The organism is Pseudomonas sp. B21-047 (genome assembly GCF_024748775.1).
Classification (GTDB): Bacteria; Pseudomonadota; Gammaproteobacteria; order Pseudomonadales; family Pseudomonadaceae; genus Aquipseudomonas; species Aquipseudomonas capeferrum.
On the sequence record NZ_CP087169.1, the window covers coordinates 3430938 to 3450733 of the forward strand.

Consider the following 19796-nt stretch of genomic DNA (forward strand, 5'->3'; position numbering starts at 1 on the left):
GGTTCCTTGTAGAGGCTCAGGCGTGCAGGCGACGCGGGTCGATGGCGGCATGCAACTGCTCCATGACGGTCTTGTCGATCGATGCCTTGCCGGGGTCGTAGGGGGTGTAGTTGAGGGTGCGTATGCACGCGTGGGTTACCTGCGCACCCGCCATGTCGATATCGACGATGTTCAGGCAGGCAGGGTCTTGTTCGAAAGCGGCAAGCCCGCCCAGCCCGGCACCGCTGGCCCAGGCCAGCAGGATGCGGTTGACGGCGTCGTGGCTGACCAGCAGCAGCGATGCCCAGCCGGGCTCGGCCAGCAATTGCTGAAAGCTGTCCAGCACCCGTTGCTGGAACGCCGCCCAGGGTTCACCGCGCAGAAAGGCAGCGCCGCGGTGGTCGGCCATTTGGTAGGCCTGGGCCACTTCGCGGTACAGGCAATCCAGGGGGATTTCCCGCAGGCGGCCGGCCCGCACCTCGCGCAAGGCGGCGCGCTGTTCCACCTCCAGGGCGCGGTGGCCCAGCAGTTGGACGAGGGTCTGGCGGGTGCGCGGGTAGTCCGAACACACCGCACGGTCGAACCGAGTGTGCGCCAGCACACGGCCCAACGCCCGGGACTGGGCCACGCCTTGCGCCGACAACGGTACAGTGCGCGGGTCGAGTGGGCGGCCGTCGGCGTCGAAGTAATCGACATGGCCATGCCGAACCAGATAGCAGCGGCGACGCTGTACGGGCAATTCAGTCATGGGCCAGCACCTTGGGGTTGCTGATGCTCAACTGCGCCCGGTTGATTGCCCGCAGTGCCTCCAGCAAGCGCGTAGCGAGCTGATCGTAGGCCCCTTGGCGAATGTTCCGCGCTAGCCACTCGCGGGCCTGCTCAAGCTCGGTCACTGCCTGGCCGCCCTGTGCCAGCAAGGCCTCCAGGGCCTGGCGCTCGACCTCGGTACAGTCCGCTGCCTGCGCCAGTTCGCGGCTGGCAATCAGCATGGCGCTGGCGACCATCCGCCCTTCGTAGTGCAACCCTTTCGGCAACGCCGGCAGCAAGTGCGTGAGCAGGGCTTCGCGCGCGGTCACAAGCAGGTCATGGGCATCGGGCTGGTTCATGCGTGGCCTCCACGGGTGAGCAAGATGATTTCCTGTTCCAGTTCACTGACCATCCGCCCGGTCAACGCCAGCTCCAGCGAACGTTGCTGGCCCGACACGTGGCGTTGCGCCTGCTGCAGGGCGATCACTGCCCAGCGCAGGTGGGCCATGACTTGCCAAAAGCGCAGCGCCTGGCGGTCCAGTTCCAGCGCCGACACGCTGCGGTACCCGGCGAGCAGGTCATCCAGGCGGCCGACGCCGCCGGCCTCCAGGTCCGGCCGGCCGAACCGCCAGCAACGTGCGGTGAACCAGCCCAGGTCTTCACGCGGGTCACCCCAGCCGGCGAACTCCCAATCCAGCACGCCGGTCAACGCGCCGGCCTCGACCAGGTAGTTGCCGGTGCGGTAGTCGCGGTGGATCAGGCACGCGGGCAAGGGCGCAGGCTTGTTCAGCTCGCACCAGCGCAAGCCCCACTCCAGTGTCGGGTGGCTACCTGGCAAGGCATCCAGAAAGCTACGGTACTGATCGACGCTGGCCTGCACCGCGTCAGGCGCTGCAGCGGGCAGAAACGCCAGCGCCGGTTGCGGCGGACGCAACTGATGCAGGCGCGCGAGGTTGGCGCCCAACTGCCGGCATAGCGCCGAGTTGCCCTCAGGCGCGGCGTGGTCGTGGGTGAGGCGGTGGCCGCTGGCATTGCCGTCGAGGGCCTGCATGATGAAGAAGCTGCGGCCGATCACCTGCACGTCCTGGCACAGCCAGAGTGGCTTGGGCACCTTGACGCCGGCCTGGTGAACGGCGCTGAGCACCGCGAACTCTTGCGCGCGGCTCAGGCTGGCGGCCACAGCGGACACCGCGTCAGTGCGCAGGACCCAACGCTGGGGCTTGCCGGCGACATCGGCTTCGAGTAGCCAGTTTTCCTGGATGGCACCGCCTGACAATCGTTCACTGCGGGTGATGTGCACTGGCGGGGTGTCGAATTGCTGAGTCAGGTAGGTAGACAGTGGCTCATGGGCGCTGGCGATGTCGAGGCGAGCGCTGGGTTGCGGCGCGTGGTGACGGGATGGCATAGGCGGTCCGGTTGGCTTGTTCGTAGGTGAACAGGGCAATAGCAAGATGACTGCCAGGTTTTTTGATATTTAGTTAAGTCTTGTTTATCAATGGGTTGGGTATGGTTTTGCGGGGTGTTCTGGGCAGGTTTGAACGGGGCGGTTTCATTTTTGAAACGGTTGTTCAGGGGTGCACGCTCGACACGACATCTTCAGCGCCTATGAAATCGAGCGCCCGCGCGGCGCATCGCGACGCAAGGCCGCTCCTACATCTGTTTCGGGCCAATTATTCCTGAGGCATTTGCGCGCGGCCCCTGGGTGCCTGTCTCAATATCGCGTCGTACAAACAAGGCGTTCGCGCGCCAATGCCACAGACCTCACTGGCCCGAAACAAATGTAGGAGCGGCCTTGCGTCGCGATGCGCCGCGCGGGCGGCGCTCGATTTACGCCCCACCTCAACACCTGAGCCAAGCGCCTTGCGGCCCCCTCACCCACCCGCCCCCCCAACCAATAACCAAAATTCCCCCCGCACCAAGCGCCCCCTCGGCTAGGATGTCTGGCTGACCCGACGGAGCACTGCTTGCCATGCACCTTCCCGCGCTCAAACCGAACCAGCTGCGCCCGCCCGTAGATCCCCCAAAGGGCCTACTGCGCATACGGTTGCTCGACCAGCTGACCAGTGCGCTGGACGACGGCGCTGTCATCCTCCTGCAAGCGCCCTTGGGCTATGGCAAAAGCACATTGCTTGGCCAGTTCGCCCGCCGCCTGGCAGGCCCCTTCGCCTGGCTGCGCCTGACCCGTGCCGAGAACCAGCCCCTGGCCCTGCTGCTGCACCTGCACGCAGCACTGCAGTTGCCCGCGCAAGCGCGTGACACGCCCCACGGCGAACTGCTGTGGAGCCAGATCCTGGCCGACCTCGAAGCCCACCAGGCACCCGTGACCTTACTGATCGACGACTTGCACCTGCTCAACGCCGCCCAGGCCTGGCACTACCTCGACACCCTGCTGCACGACCCGCCCGCGGCACTGCGCCTGATTGCCGCCAGCGAAGGCCCACCGCCACTGCCGCTGGCCCACCTGCGCCGTAACGGTCGGCTGGTGCTGCTGGGCGCCCGTGAACTGGCCCTGGACAGCGAAGAGACCCAGCAATTGGCACTGGCCCGCAACGTCAGGCTGGGCAGCGATGCGCTGTACCAACTGCGCGCTGGCAGCGAGGGCTGGCCCAGTGGCGTGCTGTTCTGGTTCGAGGCCTACCGCGAGGCACTGCACAGTACCGGCCAGCCACCCGCCGACCTGCGCCCGATCACCCGCCAGGCCTATGCCCATGCCCGGCAGTTTCTTGAAGAAGAACGCCTGCGCCACTTGCCCACGGCGCTACGCAGCTTTCTCGAACACACCGCCGTGGCCCAGGTGTTCGATGCAGGCCTCGCCCGCGAACTGGCCGCCGACACCGATGTCGCGGCCGCGCTGCGCCAGTTGCAGCGCCTGGACCTGATCATCGAAGTGCTGCACGCCAGCCACGCCGAATACCGCTATCACCCTGCCCTGCGCAACAGCCTCTACCAGCGCCTCGAACAACGCGACCCGCAGCGCCTGCGCCTGCTCCATCGCCAGGCGGCAAACTGGCTGCTGGTGCAGCGGCGCTACACCGAGGCGATCTACCAGTTCGGCCGGGCCAGAGACCTGGATGCCGTGCTCGGCATCGTCGACCGGCATGGCTTCGAGCTGTTGCGCGAGGGCAAGGTCAACACCCTGGTCGATGTGCTCGACGAAGTGGCCGGCCATGCCGGCAACGACAGCTTCACCCTGGCGGTGACCGAAGCCTCCACGGTGATGGTCACCAATGATATCGCCCAGGCGTGCCAATGCCTTCGCCAGCTGTACACCCTGCAGCGTCGCCAGGCAGTGCCGCGGCACCCCGAGCGGGTACAGCAGACGGTGATGTTCCTGCGCAGCCGCCTGGCCTACCTGGGCGGCAACCTGGCGCACGGCCTGGCCCTTGCGGCGCGGGCACTGCAGCAGTTCGGGCAACACAACGCGGCGCGTTCGGTGCTGTATTTCGACCGGGCCAACTGCCTGGCGGCCCTGGGTCAACTGCAACCGGCCCACGCCGAAGCCAGCCGTGCCCTGGTCGAGTTGCAGGGCTTCGGCCTGAGCGGCTACACCAACTTGCTGCAACTGCTGCTGGGCCAGATCGAGCTGGCCCAAGGTGCCAGCGAAGCGGCCTGGGCGCGCCTGCAGAACATGGCCGAACTGCCCGCCGCCGGCAGTTCGGGGCGTTTCTACGAACTGTTCCGGCACTTGGGTAAAGGGCTGGCGCTGCTTCAGGCCAACCAGCTGTCTCAGGCGCGCCACGCCTTGGCCCAGGCCGAAGTGCTGGCCCTGGGTTTCCCGCACAGCGCCGCGCTGCCCTGGGTGTTCCACCACCAGGCCTGCCTGCACTGGGCGCTGGGCGAGACCAGCCAGGCCAAGGCGCGCTGGGCCGAAGTGCGGCGCCTGGCCCTGCAGTACCGCTTGTTCACCCTGTATCGCCAGGCCGGGGCCTGGCTGGCGCGCCTGGCGCTGCGCGACAACGACACGGACTACCTGCCCGGCTGGCTCGACCAGTGGCACTGGTGCAACCGCCAGTATGACCAGCAACTGCTGCCGGAGGAGTGGCTGGCCTATGCCTGGGTGCAGCGCCACCTGGGGCAGCGGGACAAGGCGCGGCAGATCCTGGCAACACTGCAGGCTCAGGCCCAGGCCCAGCTGAACCGCCGGCTGTTGCTCGACACCCTGTTGCTCGACGCGGCCCTGCACCAGGACCGCAGCGCCCACGACGACGCCCTGCACAGCCTGGAACAAGCATTGCAACTGGCGTGTCAGCACAGTTTCGGGCAACTGTTGCAGTACGAGGGCGACGCCTTCCTCGAAGCCTTGCGCCAACTGCTGCTGCCGCAGGTTCGCGAACGCCTGGCCCTGGCCGCCCCGGCACCGCCACGCGAACGCCTCAACAGCCTGTTCCGCCCGTTGCTGGCCGGCCGAGAGCACGCCGACAGCGCGTTGATCGTGCCATTGTCACGCCGTGAGCTGGAGGTGCTGCAACGCATGGCACGTGGGCAGAGCAACGGGCAGATCGCCGAAGCGATGTTCATCAGCCTGAGCACGGTCAAGACCCACATCAACAACCTGTTCCGCAAACTCGACGTGGTCGACCGCGACAGCGCCTTGTGCTCGGCACGCGAACTGCAACTGCTGAACTGACTCCACCCCGCGCAACACCGATTCCACCCCCCATTCCACCGGGGGGGTGGACGCGGCGCCCAGGCCTGCCTGCTACAACATGCCGAGTCCACCAGCCAGGAGTCCGGCATGCCCAGCTACAAAGCCCCGTTGCGCGATATCACCTTCGTTGCCCAGGAACTGCTCGACCTGAGCAGCCACTATCAACAGCTGGCCGGCTGCGAAGCCCCCGACGCGGCCACCTTCGCCGCCATCGTCGAGGAAGGCGCCAAGTTCGCCGAACAGGTACTGGCGCCGCTCAACGCCGTCGGCGACCAGCACGGTTGCCAATGGCAGGATGGCAAGGTCAGCACCCCGCCGGGCTTCGCCGATGCCTTCCAGCGTTTCGCCGCCGATGGCTGGCTGGGCCTGGACAAGGACCCCATCTACGGCGGCCAGGGCCTGCCGCCCTCGCTGGGCTTCGTCAACCACGAAATGGTCTGCAGCGCCAACCACGCCTGGGGTATGTACGGCAACCTCACCGGTGGCGCCATCAGCACCCTCAGCGAGCATGCCGACGCGGCGCTGCGCCAGCGTTTGTTACCGCCGATGATTGCCGGCCGCTGGAGCGGCACCATGTGCCTGACCGAGGCCCACTGCGGCTCGGACCTCGGCCTGCTGCGCACCAGCGCCCGGCCCGAGGCCGACGGCAGCTACCGCATCAACGGCAGCAAGATCTTCATCTCGGCGGGTGAGCACGACCTGACGGAAAACATCGTGCACCTGGTGCTGGCACGCATCGAAGGCGCGCCAGCGGGGGTCAAAGGCATTTCGCTGTTCGCCGTGCCCAAGCGCCAGGTGGATGAAGCCGGTAACCTGGGCCAACCCAACGGCGTCAGCTGCGGCGCCATCGAGCACAAGATGGGCATCCACGGCAACGCCACCTGCGTGCTCAATTTCGATGGCGCCACCGGTTACCTGCTGGGCGAGGCCAACCGTGGCCTGAACGCCATGTTCACCTACATCAACGAGTCGCGGCTGGCCGTATCACAACAAGCCCAAGCCCACGCCGAAGCTTCGTTCCAGGGGGCCCTGGCGTATGCCCGCGACCGCCTGCAGATGCGCACCACGCCGCGCCTGCGGGCCGACCAGCCGGCCGACCCGATCATCGGCCACGCCGATGTACGGCGCATGTTGCTGACCCAGAAGGCCTACGCCGAAGGCGGTCGCATGCTCGCCTACACCTGTGCCAAAGGCGTCGACCTGCTGCACCACGGCGCCACCCGGGGTGTGCGCCAGGCGGCAGCACGCCGGTTGGCCCTGCTCACGCCGATTGCCAAGGGCTTCCTGACCGAGACCGGCAACGAGGCGGCGCAGCTGGGCATCCAGGTATTTGGCGGCCACGGTTTCATCCGCGAATGGGGCATGGAGCAGATCGCCCGCGATGTGCGCATCACCGCGATCTACGAAGGCACCAACACCATCCAGGGCATCGACCTGCTGACCCGCAAGGTACTGGCCGATGGCGGCGAGGCCTTGTCCGAACTGCTGGCTGAAATCGAAACCTTCATCCACACCACTTCGGCGTCGGCCGACCTCGCCCAGGCTTTGCACGACCGTGTGATCGCCTGGCGCGAGGTCAGCGAGTGGCTGCGCGACGCCAGCGCCACGGATGCCAACCTGGTTGGTGCCAGCGCGTACGACTACCTGATGCTCTGCGGCTACACCTTGATTGGCTACTTGTGGTTGCGTGCCGCCTGCGTCGCCGAACAGGCACTGGCGGCCGGCAGCGAGGACGTCGCGTTCTACCAGGGCAAACGCGAGACCGCGCGCTTCTACCTGCAGCGCCTGCTGCCCAGGGCAAGCCTGCACGAAACGCTAATCCGCACCGGCAGTGACAACCTGATGCGCATCAGCGACAGCGCCTTCGCCCGCTGACCCTGCACGGCAGCGGTTTTTCCGGTGGTGGCCAAGGCTCCGGGCCACCACCTGTTTTTCCAGGACACTCACAAGAAGGTTCCCATGCAGCTGATCGACTACCGTCGCGACAACCAACTGGCCCTGATCGGCCTGTGCAACGCCCCGGTCAATGCCCTCGGCCACGGCCTGCGCCAGGCGCTGATGCAGGCTTGCACACGGGCCGCCGCCGACCCTGAAGTGAAGGCCATTATCCTGCATGGGCACCACCTGCCGTTCAGTGCCGGCGCCGACATCAGCGAATTCGGCAGCCCACGCACCTGGCAGCAACCCGCCCTGCCCCAACTGCTGGATGAACTGGCCCGCTTCAGCAAACCGCTGATCGCCGCGCTCGACGGTGTGGCCCTGGGTGGCGGCCTGGAACTGGCCCTGGCCTGCAGACACCGGGTCGCCAGCGCCACTGCCCGCCTGGGCTTGCCGGAGGTGCGCCTGGGCCTGCTGCCCGGTGCCGGGGGTACCCAGCGCCTGCCACGGCTGATCGGCGTGGCACCCGCCCTGGCACTGATGCTCGGCGGCGAGCCGATCGATGCCCGCCAGGGCCTGACGTTGGGCCTGGTGGACCACCTGGTAGAGCCCGGCCAGGACCTGCTCGAACAGGCCTGCGCCTTTGCCCGCAGGCAGCTCGCGCACCCCGCCCCTGCGCTCACGCCTGCGCCGCTGTCACAGGGCCTGGCCGATGACTTCTTCGACACGCACGCGGCGCAACTGGCTGCACGCAAACCCGGCCAACGGGCACCGCTGCGGGTGCTGGCAGCACTGCGCGCGGCCTGCGAGCTGCCCTTGGCCGAGGGCCTGGCACGCGAGCAAGCACTGTTCCGCGAAGCCCTGCAAGACCCCCAGGCCACGGCATTGCGTCACCAGTTCTTCGCCGAACGCGAGGCTTTGCGGGTGCCGGGTATCGACGCTGCCACCGCGCTGCGCAGCATCGCTCAGGTCGCCGTGATCGGCGCCGGCACCATGGGCGCCGGCATCGCCATGAACTTCATCAACGCGGGCCTGCCGGTGCGCCTGCTGGAGCTCAAGCCCGAGGCGCTGGACCGTGGCCTGGCGCAGATCCGCAAACACTACGAAAGCAGCATCACCCGCGGCAAGCTCACCCCCGCGCAACTCGAACAGCGCATGAGCCTGCTGCAAGGCACCCTCGACTATGCCGACTTGGCTGACGCTGACCTGGTGATCGAGGCAGTATTCGAGGACCTGTCGATCAAGCAGTCGGTGTTTCGCACCCTCGACCGGGTGTGCAAGCCCGGCGCGATCCTGGCCAGCAACACCTCGACCCTGGATGTCGACCGCATCGCCGCCAGCACCCGCCGCCCGCAAGACGTGGTCGGCCTGCACTTCTTCAGCCCGGCCCATGTGATGCGCCTGCTCGAAGTGGTACGTGGCCGGGCCACGGCGCCCGACGTACTGGCCACCACGCTGAAAATCGCCAAGCGCATCGGCAAGCTGCCGGTGGTGTCTGGCGTGTGCTTCGGCTTCATCGGCAACCGCATGCTCGAACCCTACGCCCGCGAAGCCCATCGCCTGGTGCTCGAAGGCGCCTCGCCGGCCCAGGTGGACAAGGTGCTCACCGACCTGGGCCTGGCCATGGGGGTATTCGCCATGTACGACCTGGCCGGCATCGACGTGGGCTACCTGGTGCGGCAGGCGCGGCGCAACGAACTGGCCCACGACCCGAGCTACTTCCGCCTGGCCGACGAACTCTACAGCCTGGGCCGCCACGGCCAGAAGAGCGGGCGCGGGTTCTACCGCTACGAAGGCCGCGAGCGCATCGAAGACCCCGAGGTGGTGCAGATCGCAGCGCGACTGGCTGGCAAGCTGGGCATCACCCGGCGCAGCATCAGTGACGCAGAAATCCACGACCGCTGCCTGTTCATGCTGATCAACGAAGGCCTGCAACTGCTCGACGAAGGCATCGCCTTGCGCAGTGGCGACATCGACCTGGTCTGGACCAACGGCTACGGCTTCCCTGCCTGGCGTGGCGGCCCGCTGCACTATGCCCGCGACCTGGGCCTGGACAACGTGCTGGCAGGCATCGAGCAACTGCGCGAGCGCCTCGGCGCCTATGGCCAACTGTGGTTTCAGCCAGCGCCCTTGCTACGGCGCCTGGCCGGCAGCGGCAAGCTGCGCGTGCAAGGCCACTGAGCTGCAAAAACCCTCGCCAACAAGGAAAACCTGATGAAAGAAGCCGTCATTCTCTCGACCGCCCGCACCCCGATTGGCAAGGCCTTTCGCGGTGCCCTCAACAACCTGCGCTCACCCAGCCTGGCCGCCCATGCCATCAAGGCTGCCGTTGCCCGCGCCGGCATCGCCGCCGACGAAGTGGAAGACCTGGTGATGGGCACCGCGATGCCCTCTGGCACCGCCGGCTGGAACCTGGGCCGTATGAGCGCGCTGGCGGCCGGCCTGCCGGTTTCGGTGAGTGGCCAGACCCTGGACCGGCAATGCGCCTCCGGGCTGATGGCGATTGCCACCGCCGCCAAGCAGATCATTGTCGATGGCATGCACGTTACCGTCGGCGCCGGCCAGGAGAACATCAGCGCGGTGCAGGTGCGCAACCTCGAATGGGCCTTGGCCGAGCAAGACAACGCGGTCATCCAACAGGTACCGCACGCCTACATGCCGATGCTGCACACCGCCGAGCATGTTGCCCAACGCTACGGCATCAGCCGTGCTGCGCAGGATGCCTACGCCCTGCAATCGCAGCTGCGCACTGCCGCCGCCCAGCAAGCCGGGCTGTTCGAGGCCGAGATCGTGCCAGTGACCGCCCAGCAGTTGATCAAGGACAGGCACACCGGCGAAGTCAGCTACCGCCAGGTGACCCTGACGCAAGATGAAGGCAACCGCCCGCAGACTCGCCTTGACGACCTGGCAGGCTTGCAGCCGGTGGTCGAGGGCGGCTGCATCACCGCTGGCAATGCCAGCCAGCTGTCCGACGGTGCCAGCGCCTGCGTGCTGATGGATGCGCGCCTGGCCGAACAGCGCAACCTCAGGCCGCTGGGCCTCTATCGGGGTATCGCCGTGGCCGGCTTGGCGCCGGAAGAGATGGGCATCGGCCCGGTGTATGCGGTGCCGCGCCTGCTCAAGCAACACGGGCTGAAGGTCGCCGACATCGGCCTGTGGGAGCTGAACGAAGCCTTTGCCTGCCAGTTGCTGTACTGCCGCGACAAACTGGGCATCGACCCGGCGCGCCTGAACGTCAACGGCGGGGCCATCGCCATCGGTCACCCCTATGGCATGAGCGGCGCGCGGATGGTCGGGCATGCCCTGCTCGAAGGCAAACGGCGCGGGGTGCGCTATGTGGTGGTGACCCTGTGCGTAGGCGGCGGCATGGGTGCGGCCGGCCTGTTCGAAGTGCTGTGAAGAAGCCCCAGCCGTCCACAAGTCCCAGCTTGATCATCGAACAAGGAGAAACCATGCTAGCTACCCCCTTTACCCTGGCCGGCAAGACCGTGCTGGTGACCGGTGCCTCCAGCGGCCTGGGTGCCCACTTCGCGCGCCTGGCCCAGGCCGCAGGCGCCCGCGTGGTGCTGGCGGCGCGCCGGGCCGAGCGCTTGCAGGCGCTGGTCGAACAACTTCAAGCCCAAGGCGGAGAAGCGTTGGCCGTGGTGCTCGATGTCACCCGGCGCGACAGTGTCGAACAGGCGTTCGACCAGGCCGAGGCGCATTTTGCCGTGGTCGATGTGGTCATCAACAACGCCGGCATCGGCGACCCTGGGCGCTTCCTCGAACTGAGCGGGCAGGACTGGCAGCACATGCTCTCGACCAACCTCGACGGCGTGTTTCATGTGGCGCAATGCGCCAGCCAGCGCCTGGTGAAGGCCGGCCGCGCCGGGAGCATCATCAACATCGCCTCGATCCTGGGCCTGCGTGTTGGCACCGGCCTGAGCCACTACTGCACGGCCAAGGCCGGTGTGGTGCAGTTGACCAAGGCCATGGCGCTGGAGCTGGCCCGCCACCGGATCCGGGTCAATGCCATCGCCCCGGGTTACTTCAAGACCGAAATGAACGAGGCCTACTTCGACAGTGAGGCCGGCCAGGGCTACATCAAGGATCACGTGCCGATGCGGCGTCTGGGCCAATTGAGCGAGCTGGACGGGCCTGTGCTGTTACTGGCCAGTGACGCCGGTGGCTTCATGACCGGCAGTGTCCTGGCCGTGGATGGCGGGCACCTGGTCAACCCGTTATAGCAAGGAGCCTGCATGCCCGTTGCCGCCTACCTGCCACGCGTGGTCGCGCTGGTCACCCACTTGCGCCAACCACCGGCCCCCAGCCGCATGGCGCGCCTGATCGAACAGGTCAGCGCCGACTACCGCCAGCAGGCCCATATCGAGGTGATCGAAACCACCCTGGCCGAACTGCTGCCGCTGGCGCGCGACCTGGACCGCCACCAGCGGGCAGACATCATTTTGTGTTCCGGTGCCGTCGCCGAGTACTTGCGCCAGCACCTGACGACCAAGGTGCTGGCCCTGCACCCAGGCCAATGCGACCTGGCCCGCGCCCTCACCCTGGCCCGCAGCCGTGCCAAGCGGGTCGGCGTGCTCAACTTTGGCCAGCACCCCGGCCCGGCCACCCTGCCGCCACTGTTCGACCTGCGGGTTCAGCAACATACCTATACCAGCCTGGAACAAGCCCGGGCGCAGGTCGAGCGCCTGGTGCAGGACGGCGTCGAAGTCATCATCGGTTCGCCTACGGTCTGCCAGCTGGCTGATGCGGCCGGCGCCGAAGGCGTGCTCGCCCTGGACAGCGACAGCCTGCGCCAGGCCTTCGACCGCCTGCGCGCGCGGTCCCGGCGCGCGCGCAAGCCGCCCACCCCACAGCCGTTCACCACCCGCTATCGTTTCGATCAGTTGCTCGGCGATGCCCCGGCGTTTCGCGCGACCGTGCAACTGGCGCAGCGCTACGCCACCAGCAACGCCACGGTGCTGATCACCGGTGAAAGCGGCACCGGCAAGGAATGGCTGGCACAGAGCCTGCACCACGCCAGCGCACGCCAGCCGGGGCCGTTCGTGGCCATCAACTGCGCGGCCTTGCCTGAGTCGTTGCTCGAAAGCGAGCTGTTTGGCCATGAAGATGGCGCGTTCACCGGGTCGCGCAAGGGCGGCAAGCCTGGCCTGATCGAGCTGGCCCACGGTGGCACGCTGTTCCTCGACGAAGTCGGCGACATGCCCGTGGCCCTGCAAACCCGCCTGCTGCGCGTGCTGCAGGAGCGTGAGGTGCTGCGCCTGGGCGCCTGCGAGCCGACACCGGTGGATATCCGCGTGATTGCCGCCACCCATTGCGACTTGTCTGCGCGCATCGCCAGCGGGCAGTTTCGCGCCGACCTGTTCTACCGGCTGAACATCCTGCGCCTGGTGGTGCCGCCCCTGCGTGAGCGCGCTCAAGACATCCTGCCGCTGTTCGAAGCGCTGCTCGCCCGGCACGGCACGACACGGCTTGGCGCACCGCAGTTGCAGCCGCTGCTGCCCTTGCTGCTGCGCCACAGCTGGCCGGGCAACATCCGTGAGCTGGACAACATTGCCGAGCGCGCCGCCCTGTGTGCCCCCGCCCTGGAGGGCGCCGATGGCATCGCCCTGGCCAACCTGTTCCCGGAGTTTTTCCAACATCCGCAGGCCCCCACCCAGCCACTGGCCCTCAACGACAACCTGCGCAGCCTGGGCAAGGCCGCCGAGGCGGCGCATGCCCGGCGTACGCTGGCCAGCTACGACGGCAACATGGAACAAGCCGCACGTAGCCTGGGCGTCAGCCGCAGCACCCTGTGGCGGCGGCTGCGGGCGCAGCCCTGAGCAGCGGGCGCAGCCATGCTCAGCTTACGGATGACTTATCGGGTAACGCCCGATACCCTTGGCTTCTGCAGGCCTGAGGGTTTCAGGCCCACTCACTTCCCCCGCAGACGAACATGCCATGAAAACTGCCGCAGGTTTGCTGCTGTCGGCCATCGAGCTGGACCGCGCCAGCACCCTTCCCCTGTACCGCCAACTGTACCTGCAGATTCGCAAGCAGATACTCAACGGCAGGATGCAGGGCGGCGTCCGCCTGCCCTCGACCCGCACGTTGAGCCACGAGTTGGGGCTGTCGCGAATCACCATTCTCAACGCGTTCGATCAGTTGATTGCCGAAGGTTTCCTGGCCTCGCGCACCGGCGCCGGCACCTATGTCGGCAGCGAGTGGGAGAGCCGGGGCGGCCAGGCCGAGCAACAGCGGCCGCCACCGCGCCTGTCCGACCTGAGCCAGTCGATGCTGTCGCTGCGTAGCGACCATTTTCGCGGCATTTCGTACGCCGATTGGGACCCCGCCACACCGACGTCTTTCCTGCCCAGCCACAGCACCTATGAAGCGTTCCCCCAGGCGGTCTGGCGACGCCTGATGAACCAGCACCTGCTCAAACCCACCAAGGCGATGCTGGGGTACGGCGAGTTGCAAGGCTTGCACGCCCTGCGCAGCGCGATCGCCGAGTACGTGTTCGATGCCCGTGGCATTAACTGCGAGGCCGGGCAGGTGGTGATCGTGTCCGGCGCGCAGCAAGCGTTCAACCTGCTGGGCATGCTGTTGCTCAACCCTCAGGACAGCGTGTGGATGGAAGACCCGGGGCACATCGCCGCGCGCATTGCGTTGCAGGCGCAAGGTGCACGGGTGACGGCGTTGCGTGTCGACCCTGACGGGATCGATGTTGAACAAGGGCTGTGCGAGTGCCCTGAGGCGCGGCTGGTGTTTTGCACACCCTCGCGCCAGCACCCGCTGGGCGTCACCTTGAGCTATGCGCGGCGCCAGGCACTGATCGACTGGGCCGCACAGCAACAGAGCTGGATCATCGAGGACGATTGCGACAGCGAGTTGCGCTACAGCGGCCGCCTGCTGCCCGCGCTGTACGCACTGGACCAGATGGCCCGGGTGATCTATGTCGGCACCTTCAGCAAAGTGCTGTTTCCATCACTCAGGCTGGGCTACGTGATTCTGCCGCCGGCGCTGGTCGAGCCCTTCTGCACCCTGCGTGCAGTCATGGACCGCAGCCCGCCGACGCTGCTGCAGGCAACCACCGCAGACTTCATGGCCCAAGGTCACTTCATTGGCCACATCCGCCGCATACGCGGCCTGTACAAGGCGCGCCAGCAGGCGTTGATCGAACAACTCGAACTGCAGGTTGGCGGCTTCTTCACCCTCACCCCGGCCGATGCCGGCATGCACCTGATCGCCTGGTTGCCCACCCACCTCAGCGACGCTGACATCGCCCGGCAACTGGCCGAGCATGGCATCCACACCTACCCCTTGAGCGACTACAGCATCGCCCATGCGCAACCGCCGGCGCTGCTGATCGGCTTTGCCGGCACGCCTGAAAACCAGGCCGCGACGCGGGTCGAGGCGCTGGCCCGGGCCCTGCGCGCACTGGGGTATCTGCCCGGCAACGCTTGAGGCCGGGCAAGTGGTCCTATCGATTGATGGATAATGGATCTATCGAACGTTCCTGACTGGCGCGATAAAGACTGGGCCGGCAAAACCCGGCGCCTGAACCAGGAACGACGCTAATGAACAATAAGATCCAGGAACGTTTCAACGCCTTGCTCAGCCACAACGTGGTCGAACACGCGGCAGCCCCCGTGCTGACGCCCGCCTTGGCCCAACGGTTGCTCGAACGCCTTGCACAGGTGCGCCTGTTTGCTCACGCCTATCCGCTGTTGACCAACCTCACCCACGGCCACGTCACCCCCGCCGACCTGCTGGACTTCGCCTATCGCCACGAACTGCAAGGCCTGAGCCTGCACGTGCTCGACGGCGAGCAGAACAGCCTGAGCCAGATGTCCCCCGGCCAGCTCCAGGCGTTTGCCGACAAGGCCCAGGCACTGGGGCTGGACGTGCACGTGGAAATCAGCAGCACGCTGAAACAGGATGTCGACCAGGTGATCGCCATCGCCAAAGCCCTGGGGGTACGCAACATCCGCGTCTACTCGCGTTATGAGGGCACGCTGTCGCGGGTCATGGACATCATCGAGAGCGACCTGCACTACCTGGCGCAACAGGCCGACGCCCACGACCTGTACTTTGACTTCGAGCAGCACGAAGAGCTCAAGAGCGACGAGATCGCCCAACTGCTCAAGCGCCTCGACCACCCACGCCTGCATGCCCTGTTCGACTTCGGCAACATGATCAATGCCTGCGAACAGCCGCTGCAAGCCCTGCGCAACCTGGCGCCGCACATCCGCCAAAGCCACCTCAAGGGGGTGCGCATCGTCGCCGAACAGAACGGCTTCGGCCATTACGGCGTGCTGCAGGGCAGCGCCGAGGACGACCTGCCCAGTGCACGCATGCTGTACGAATTGCTGATGCTGGGCGACACAGCCCCGCAGGTGATCGCCTTCATCCTCGAACAGGAAAACCACTACGTGGCCCCGGCCTTCCGCCAGCAGCAGGAAGCGGCCGACCCCTTCATCGCTTATCGGGAAATGAGCGAAACACCGCTGCCTGCCGGTTTCACCCTGGCGCGCATGCTGGCTGACGAACACCGTTGGGCCAACAACCAGGTGGCCTACGTGCGCGGCCTGCTGGGCGAATTTCGCACCCTGGCCGAGCTGACCTTGGCCAACGCTTGACCCTGGCGACCCGATTACCTGCGGAGAACAACAATGACATCCCAGAACAAAGCCAAATGGCTCCGATTCCTGATCCTCATCCTGGGCGGCGGCACCGTCTACAAGCTGGCGAACCTGAAGGACGCCTTCTACGTTCCCATGCAGGAATTCATGGGCCTGAGCCACACTGAAATCGGCCTGCTGCTCAGTGCCAACGCGGTCATCGCCACAGCCCTGTTCGTGGTTGGCGGCCTGCTCGCCGACCGCTTCGAGACGCGCAAGTTGATCCCCCTCGGGCTGATCGGCACCGGTTGCCTGGGCGTGTACCTGGCGACCTTCCCCCCGTTCAGCAGTTTGTTGATCGTGTTCAGCCTGCTGGCCGTGTGCGCCGATTGCCTGTTCTGGCCCTCGCTGCTCAAGGCTATCCGCAACCTGGGTAACGACCAGGAGCAAGGGCGCCTGTTCGGCCTGCTCGAAGGCGGGCGTGGCGTGGTGGATACACTGGTCGCCTTTGCCGCACTGGGGGTGTTCGTTGCCATGGGCTCGGGCGAAAACGGCCTGAAGTCGGCGATCCTGTTCTACTCGGTGATCGACTTGCTGGCCGGCACCCTGACCTGGTTCCTGCTCAAAGGCGGCAACGCGCCGTCGGTGGCCAAACCGAAAAACAGCCTGGCGAACCTGATGGAAGCGATCAAGGTACCGGGGATCTGGCTGGTCAGCCTGAACGTGTTCATGGTCTACATCGTCTACTGCGGCCTGACCTACTTCATCCCCTACCTTAAGGAAATGTACGGTTTGCCCGTGGCGTTGGTGGGTGCCTACGGCATCATCAACCAGTACTTCCTGAAGATCCTGGGTGGGCCTGCCGGCGGTTTCATTGCCGACAAACAGTTCAAAAGCACCAGCCGCTACCTGAAATGGGCATTTCTGGCGCTGTTGCCAGTGATGGCGGTGATCCTGCTGATCCCCAAAAGCCCGGGCTTCATCTATGCCGGCATGGCCGCCACCCTGTCCTTTGCGCTGATCGTGTTCTCCATGCGCGGCGTGTTCTGGGCGCCCATGGGTGAAGTCGGCATACCCCAGCACATCACCGGGTCCGCCTTCGGCATCGGTTGCCTGATCGGCTACGCACCCGGCATGTTTGCCTACGTCATCTACGGCGCGATCCTCGACCACTTCCCTGGCCAGCAGGGGTATACCGTCGTCTTCACCTTGATGAGCCTGCTGGCCCTTGCAGGGTTCATGGTGTCCAGCCTGCTCTATCGGGCAGTGCGCAAGCAATCCGTGGCCTCTGATGGGATGCGTGCGGCCCAGGCCTGACCCGCGCAGCGCATGGGCCAGTGGCAAGCCTGAGGGGTTCGGTTCCATGTCGGTCTGGCATCTGACGCCAGCGCGCGGTACAACTGAACCTTTTGGGAGCCCACCATGCTTGGTGTTTTTGAACGACGGCTAGACCCCTTCCCGCCCGACGAGGCGCCACCCCCACCGGTCGGCCTGCTGCGCTTCCTCTGGGCGTGTACGCGCGGTGCCCGTGGCTATGTGCTTGCGCTGGCCTTACTCAGCGCGGCGGTGTCGATCTACGAAGCCTGGTTGTTTTCCTTCCTTGGCCAGGTCGTCGACCTGCTCTCGACCTGGCAGGCCGGCGGCGCTGCAGCCGGGCAGGAACGCCGCGTGCTGTGGGGTATCGGCATCGTGCTTATGACCAGTATCGGGCTGGTGGCACTGCGCACGATGGTGCAGCACCAGGTGTTGGCGATCAATTTGCCGCTGCGCCTGCGCTGGGACTTCCATCGCCTGATGCTGCGGCAAAGCCTGTCGTTCTTTTCCGACGAGTTCTCTGGCCGGGTCACCACCAAGGTGATGCAGACGGCGCTGGCGGTGCGCGAAGTGCTGTTCACCCTCATCGAGATCGCGCCCGGTATCGGTGTGTACTTCATCGCCATCATTGCCCTGGCGGGCGGCTTCGCCTTGAAGCTGATGCTGCCGTTTATTGCCTGGGTCGCGCTGTTCGGGCTGGCGATGGTGTACTTTGTGCCACGCCTGGGCAAAGTCGGCCAGGAACAGGCCCATGCGCGCTCATCGATGACCGGGCGAATTTCCGACGCCTACACCAATATCACCACCGTGAAGCTGTTTTCGCACTCCAAGCGCGAAGCGCACTTCGCGCGTGCGGCGATGGAGGATTTCAAGCAAACCGGCTTTCGCCAGATGCGCCTGGTGAGCCAGTTCGAGATCGTCAATCAGGCGCTGGTGGTCGGTTTGATCCTTGGCGCAGGCGGCTATGCCCTGTGGCTCTGGCACCAGGGTGAGGTAGGCACCGGCGCCGTGGCGGCGATTACCGCCATGGCCTTGCGTGTCAATGGCATGTCGCACTGGATCATGTGGCAGATGACCGCGCTGTTCGAGAACATCGGCACCGTGCAGGACGGCATGGCCACCTTGACCCGCGGCCCCAAGGTGCAGGATGCGCCGAACGCGAGCGTGCTGGAAACCCGCGGCGGCGCAGTGGCCTTCGACAAGGTCAGCTTCAACTACAACGGTGAACGGCAGGTGCTCGACGGCCTGAGCCTGAACATCCGCGCGGGCGAAAAAGTCGGCCTGGTGGGGCGCTCCGGCGCCGGCAAGTCGACGCTGATCAACCTGCTGCTGCGGTTCTATGACGTGGACAGCGGCGAGATTCGCATCGACGGGCAGAACATCGCCCAGGTCACCCAGGACAGCCTGCGCAGCGCCATCGGCATGGTCACGCAAGACACTTCCCTGCTGCACCGCTCGATCCGCGACAACATCGCCTACGGCCGCCCCGACGCAACCGACGCGCAAATCCGCACGGCTGCGGCCAATGCCCAGGCCGATGGTTTCATCGAACAATTGAGCGACCGGCAAGGCCATAGTGGCTACGACACGCTGGTGGGGGAACGCGGTATCAAGCTCTCCGGTGGCCAACGCCAGCGCATTGCCATTGCTCGGGTGATGCTCAAGAACGCGCCGATCCTGTTGCTCGACGAAGCCACCAGCGCGCTGGATTCGGAAGTCGAAGTCGCCATCCAGGAAAGCCTCAACGAGATGATGCAAGGCAAGACCGTCATCGCCATCGCCCATCGGCTGTCCACGATCGCGGCCATGGACCGGCTTATCGTCATGGATGAGGGGCGCATCATCGAGCAAGGCACCCACGCCGAACTGCTGGCCCGCAACGGCACCTACGCCAGGCTCTGGCAGCACCAGAGCGGCGGGTTCCTGGGTGAGGACCAGGGGGTGGCGGAGGCCATGGAGTAAGCCTGAGCGGTGGCAGCCGGTTGCGAAGGCTGCCCCTCACCCGGAAGGTGGCGCTGTTTGCAGGCGCTCGGCATCGGTTATACTTGTTAATCATTTTTTCCCTACCCCCTGACACACGAGACCGCATGAAGACTTCCCCTGCACTCCAATCGGGCGCCGACGGCAGCGAGGCCAGCGCGCCGGCAGACCTCAATGACCTGGTTGGCTACGCCTTGCGTCGCGTGCAGATGAAGGTGTTCCAGCACCTTGTCGATTGCCTGACACCGTACGAGCTGCGGCCCGCACAGTTCTCCGCGTTGGCGATCATCGCGCAGAACCCCGGCCCCACGCAGGCCGAGCTGGCCAAGGCGCTGAACATCGAGCCGCCCCAGGTCGTGCCCCTGCTCAACAAACTGGAAGAAGCCGGGCTGGCCCTGCGGGTGCGCAGCAAGGCAGATAAGCGCTCGTATGGCCTGTACCTGAGCAAGGCGGGTGAGAAGCTGCTGAAAACGCTGTACGGCGTCGCCGAAGAAAGCGACCGCGCCGCCACTGCCAACCTGAATGATGACGAGCGCCAGCAGTTGCTCGCCCTGCTGCGCAAGGCTTATTAGGCTGCCGGAAGGGTTGCCCAGCCCTTTGAACTGCGCTGTCGCGCAGAGAACCTGTGGGAGCGGGCTTGAAGGGGG

The 19796-nt window shown here is 66.0% G+C and carries 14 protein-coding genes; 11 read left to right on the plus strand and 3 right to left on the minus strand.

Annotated elements, in window-relative coordinates:
* Window positions 1–16: 16 nt before the first annotated feature.
* The 3 genes from LOY26_RS15515 to LOY26_RS15525 are packed head-to-tail and all read right to left on the minus strand — an operon-like array spanning window position 17 to window position 2131.
* Window positions 17–727, minus strand: a complete 711-nt coding sequence (locus LOY26_RS15515) for a histidine phosphatase family protein (protein ID WP_258713769.1) — start codon at window positions 725–727, stop codon at window positions 17–19.
* Window positions 720–1085 carry a DUF6285 domain-containing protein gene (locus tag LOY26_RS15520; protein ID WP_258713770.1) on the minus strand — a complete coding sequence of 122 codons (366 nt, stop codon included), beginning with the start codon at window positions 1083–1085 and terminating at the stop codon, window positions 720–722. Before LOY26_RS15520 ends, LOY26_RS15515 begins: the two co-directional genes overlap by 8 nt.
* Entirely contained in the window at window positions 1082–2131 is a 1050-nt protein-coding gene (locus tag LOY26_RS15525) for a phosphotransferase family protein (protein ID WP_258713771.1), read from the minus strand. Before LOY26_RS15525 ends, LOY26_RS15520 begins: the two co-directional genes overlap by 4 nt.
* Before the next feature lie 564 nt (window positions 2132–2695).
* On the opposite strand from LOY26_RS15525, the gene LOY26_RS15530 reads away from it, so the two are divergent.
* The 11 genes from LOY26_RS15530 to LOY26_RS15580 all read left to right on the plus strand — a co-directional run bounded on the left by LOY26_RS15530 (window position 2696) and on the right by LOY26_RS15580 (window position 19721).
* Complete coding sequence (locus LOY26_RS15530) at window positions 2696–5353, plus strand: LuxR C-terminal-related transcriptional regulator (protein ID WP_258713772.1); 2658 nt, start codon at window positions 2696–2698, stop codon at window positions 5351–5353.
* Between the two features lie 108 nt (window positions 5354–5461).
* Window positions 5462–7249, plus strand: coding sequence for an acyl-CoA dehydrogenase C-terminal domain-containing protein (locus tag LOY26_RS15535; protein WP_258713773.1), 1788 nt, complete (start codon window positions 5462–5464; stop codon window positions 7247–7249).
* A gap of 84 nt (window positions 7250–7333) precedes the next feature.
* Window positions 7334–9433: a 3-hydroxyacyl-CoA dehydrogenase NAD-binding domain-containing protein gene (locus LOY26_RS15540; RefSeq protein WP_258713774.1), complete on the plus strand. Its 2100-nt coding sequence runs from the start codon at window positions 7334–7336 to the stop codon at window positions 9431–9433.
* A 33-nt stretch (window positions 9434–9466) separates the two neighbouring features.
* Window positions 9467–10651 carry an acetyl-CoA C-acyltransferase gene (locus tag LOY26_RS15545; protein ID WP_258713775.1) on the plus strand — a complete coding sequence of 395 codons (1185 nt, stop codon included), beginning with the start codon at window positions 9467–9469 and terminating at the stop codon, window positions 10649–10651.
* 53 nt (window positions 10652–10704) lie between these two features.
* On the plus strand, window positions 10705–11478 hold the full coding sequence (locus LOY26_RS15550) for an SDR family NAD(P)-dependent oxidoreductase (protein WP_258713776.1): 774 nt from the start codon (window positions 10705–10707) through the stop codon (window positions 11476–11478).
* A 12-nt stretch (window positions 11479–11490) separates the two neighbouring features.
* Entirely contained in the window at window positions 11491–13074 is a 1584-nt protein-coding gene (locus tag LOY26_RS15555) for a sigma 54-interacting transcriptional regulator (protein WP_258713777.1), read from the plus strand.
* A gap of 118 nt (window positions 13075–13192) precedes the next feature.
* Window positions 13193–14698 (plus strand): PLP-dependent aminotransferase family protein, encoded by a 1506-nt coding sequence (locus tag LOY26_RS15560; protein WP_258713778.1) that lies wholly within the window; start codon window positions 13193–13195, stop codon window positions 14696–14698.
* A 113-nt stretch (window positions 14699–14811) separates the two neighbouring features.
* Window positions 14812–15873 (plus strand): sugar phosphate isomerase/epimerase, encoded by a 1062-nt coding sequence (locus LOY26_RS15565; protein WP_258713779.1) that lies wholly within the window; start codon window positions 14812–14814, stop codon window positions 15871–15873.
* A 33-nt stretch (window positions 15874–15906) separates the two neighbouring features.
* Window positions 15907–17172: an MFS transporter gene (locus LOY26_RS15570; RefSeq protein ID WP_186660924.1), complete on the plus strand. Its 1266-nt coding sequence runs from the start codon at window positions 15907–15909 to the stop codon at window positions 17170–17172.
* 105 nt (window positions 17173–17277) lie between these two features.
* Complete coding sequence (locus tag LOY26_RS15575) at window positions 17278–19131, plus strand: ABC transporter ATP-binding protein (RefSeq protein WP_186660926.1); 1854 nt, start codon at window positions 17278–17280, stop codon at window positions 19129–19131.
* Between the two features lie 125 nt (window positions 19132–19256).
* The gene (locus tag LOY26_RS15580; protein ID WP_033698571.1) at window positions 19257–19721 is read left to right on the plus strand and encodes a MarR family winged helix-turn-helix transcriptional regulator; all 465 of its coding nucleotides are present in this window, start codon (window positions 19257–19259) and stop codon (window positions 19719–19721) included.
* Window positions 19722–19796: the final 75 nt, after the last annotated feature.